The organism is Candidatus Termitispirillum reticulitermitis, assembly GCF_054655775.1.
Genome location: NZ_BAAIHG010000103.1, coordinates 1 through 3,082, shown reverse-complemented (window position 1 = coordinate 3,082; position 3,082 = coordinate 1). Strand labels below are relative to the sequence as shown.

Sequence of the window (3,082 nt, the reverse complement as noted above, 5' to 3'; positions counted from 1 at the left end):
ACAGCTCACTTACCACAGAATCGAGCAAAAACGAATCCAACTCATCATCCGTCTGCACATACCGTTCGTTCTTCCCTTTTTTCAGCTTATACAACGGCGGGTTGGCAATATATAGATAGCCCTTGTCTATAATGGGGCGCATGTGTCTAAAGAAAAACGTCAATAGCAACGTATCTATATGTGCACCATCAACATCAGCATCTGTCATCAATATTATTTTATGGTAGCGTATCTTATCAACGTTAAAATCGTCTTTGCCAAAGCCTGCACCCAGTGCCGTTATAATGGTGCGTATTTCTGCATTTTCAAGCATCTTATTTTCACGTGCTTTCTCTACATTAAGAATCTTGCCACGCAACGGCAATATAGCCTGTGTCCGCCTATCGCGCCCCTGTTTAGCTGAGCCACCCGCAGAATCTCCCTCCACAATAAACATCTCGCTCAAAGCTGGGTCTTTCTCCTGACAATCCGTTAGCTTGCCCGGCAGTGCCGATATACCGTCCAACGCACTTTTACGCCTAGTAAGCTCCTTTGCCTTGCGCGCGCTCTCACGCGCCTCAAACGCTGCTAACGACTTATCTAACATCTTCTTGGCAATGCTAGGGTTTTCCTCCAAAAAGTCAGCCAATTTGCTTGATATAACAGCCTCTACTGCCGTCTTTGCCACGCTAGAACCAAGCTTTGTCTTAGTTTGCCCCTCAAACATCGGCTCAGACATCCTAAGTGAAAGAACTACGCAAATACCCTCACGTATATCTTCGCCCGTCAGAACAACCTTCTTATCTTTTATCAAATTCTGCTTAGTCACATAGTTATTAAACACGCGCGTGTAAGCATTCTTAAAGCCTGCCTCGTGCGTGCCCCCCTCGTCATTGCGAATGTTATTAGTATAAGACATCAGCATTTCAGAATAAGAATCGTTATAGGCAAAAGCGAGTTCCACCTCTACATCTTGGCTATTGCCCGACATAAACACGGGCGGGTCAAACAACAAAGTCTTGCTCTTATTCAGGTAGCGCACATAGCCCACAATACCGCCAGTGTCCGCAAACTCATCTACCTGCCCTGTGCGCTCATCAGTAAAAATAATCCTAATGCCTTTATTTAAGAATGACAGCTCACGCAACCTGTGTGCAATCGTCTCATGTGTGAACTCTAACACTTCAAATATCTGATGGTCAGGCTTGAACTTGATAGCTACCCCAGTCTTGTTGCTATCTCCCACCCGCTCTAGCTTTGATGCCGGAACACCTCGCTCAAAACGTTGCTTATACTCGCCTCCGTCTCTGCATACAGTTGCTTCCAGCCATTCAGATAACGCATTCACCACCGACACACCCACGCCATGCAATCCGCCCGATGTTTTATACGATTTACTATCAAACTTGCCACCTGCGTGTAGCACTGTCAACACTACTTCTAGGGTTGGTTTGCCCGCTGTGGGGTGCATCCCTACCGGTATACCACGTCCATCGTCTGTAACGGTAACAGAGTCGTCTAAATGTATGGTAATAGTAATGTTCTTGGCGTAGCCCGCCATAGCCTCATCTATTGAGTTATCAACTACTTCATAGATTAAATGATGAAGCCCGCGCCCATCGGTTGACCCGATATACATACCCGGACGCTTACGGACAGGCTCCAGCCCCTCCAATACCTGTATGCTACTTTCATTATAAGTATTCCCAGTATTCGTATCCATACAATAAATGCTCCTTGTGGCTAAAACCACGTTTCAAGCGGTTAAACCTCTACTTGATTGCACCATTCACTATGAGTTACCCTTATTGCCTCTGCGTGGCGGGCGTCTGTTGTTGCCCTCTGAGCGGTCATATAGCTTTATAGTGAGCGGTTTAAGCTGCCCATCCCCCTCGCTAAATGTAGTGACGCCGCCTAACTGTTTAACAGCATTGTGTATTTCACGGCGAGCGATAGTTGACATCGGCTGCATGGTAATCGGCTTGCCACTGCGTTTTACTTGATGAGCAAGTTGAATAGCTTTCTCTTTCAATGGCTTTATGAACTTATCACGATAATTATCTACGTCCACCAGCACACGCACCACTGAGCCGACATCTGAACGGGTAAGCCTATCAACCAAATATTGCAAACTATCAAGAGTCGCCGCCTGCTTGCCCGTCAGCAGTGCGACAGAGGCAGACGTGATATTTAAGGTACATTTGGGCGGGTTGTTGATAACCTCAATATTGTAATCATCAAAACCGCCATTTGATAGTATATCTGATAGATACAGTCTCGCCTTGCGTGATAGATAGCGATAGTCATCAAACTCTATCTTAACTTTAGCCGCCCTCCTGCCAATGCCTAGAAAACCACCTGAACCGGCATCTACTATCTCAGATATCTTCACATAGTCTGTAGACGTGCCCTGTTCTATTATGAACTGGTCTAGTATCTTCTGCGGGGAACTACCCTCTACCTCAAAATAACGCATTTCCTATTACCTCACTTGTTCCAGCTTCTTTCGTTTATTGACAATAACCTGCTGAATGATAGATAAAATATTGTTTGTAGTCCAATATAGTGCAAGCCCTGACGGGAAGTTTATAAACATCACCGTAAATATTACAGGCATTAACATCATAACTTTTTGTTGAGTGGGGTCGCCCGCCGCTGGCGTCAGCTTCTGAACGACAAACATTGACAACCCCATAAGTATAGGCAACACATAATACGGGTCTTTTAGTGACAAATCCACTATCCAGCCTATAAATGGCGAGCCTTTAAGCTCCACTGATACGAGCAATGACTTATACAGGGCGAAAAATATCGGTATCTGCAACAACATCGGCAGACAGCCAGATACAGGGTTAGCATTGTGTTTTTTATACAAATCCATCATCGCAGTATTCAGCTTTTGCGGTTCGTCCTTAAACCGCTCTTTTAGTTTAGCTATCTCAGGTTGCAACTTTGCCATAGCCGACATAGACTTCATGCTCTTTAACGTGATAGGTAGAGTTATAATCTTAATTAAAATCGTCAGCAATATTATCGCCACCCCGTAATTGCCAACCGCTGAGTAGCTATACTGCAACACACGCGACATAGGGATAGCTAAAAA

3 protein-coding genes are annotated in these 3,082 nt (G+C 45.1%); all 3 read right to left on the bottom strand.

The window, feature by feature from the left end; genetic code table 11:
- Window positions 1-1,702 (bottom strand): DNA gyrase/topoisomerase IV subunit B (locus AC1MDJ_RS07345; protein ID WP_479690275.1); only part of this gene is annotated, 1,702 nt, incomplete at its 3' end.
- A gap of 69 nt (window positions 1,703-1,771) precedes the next feature.
- Window positions 1,772-2,455, bottom strand: coding sequence for a R3H domain-containing nucleic acid-binding protein (locus AC1MDJ_RS07340; RefSeq protein ID WP_479690274.1), 684 nt, complete (start codon window positions 2,453-2,455; stop codon window positions 1,772-1,774).
- 6 nt (window positions 2,456-2,461) lie between these two features.
- The coding region (gene yidC, locus AC1MDJ_RS07335) for a membrane protein insertase YidC (RefSeq protein WP_479690273.1) at window positions 2,462-3,082 on the bottom strand (621 nt) is incomplete at its 5' end.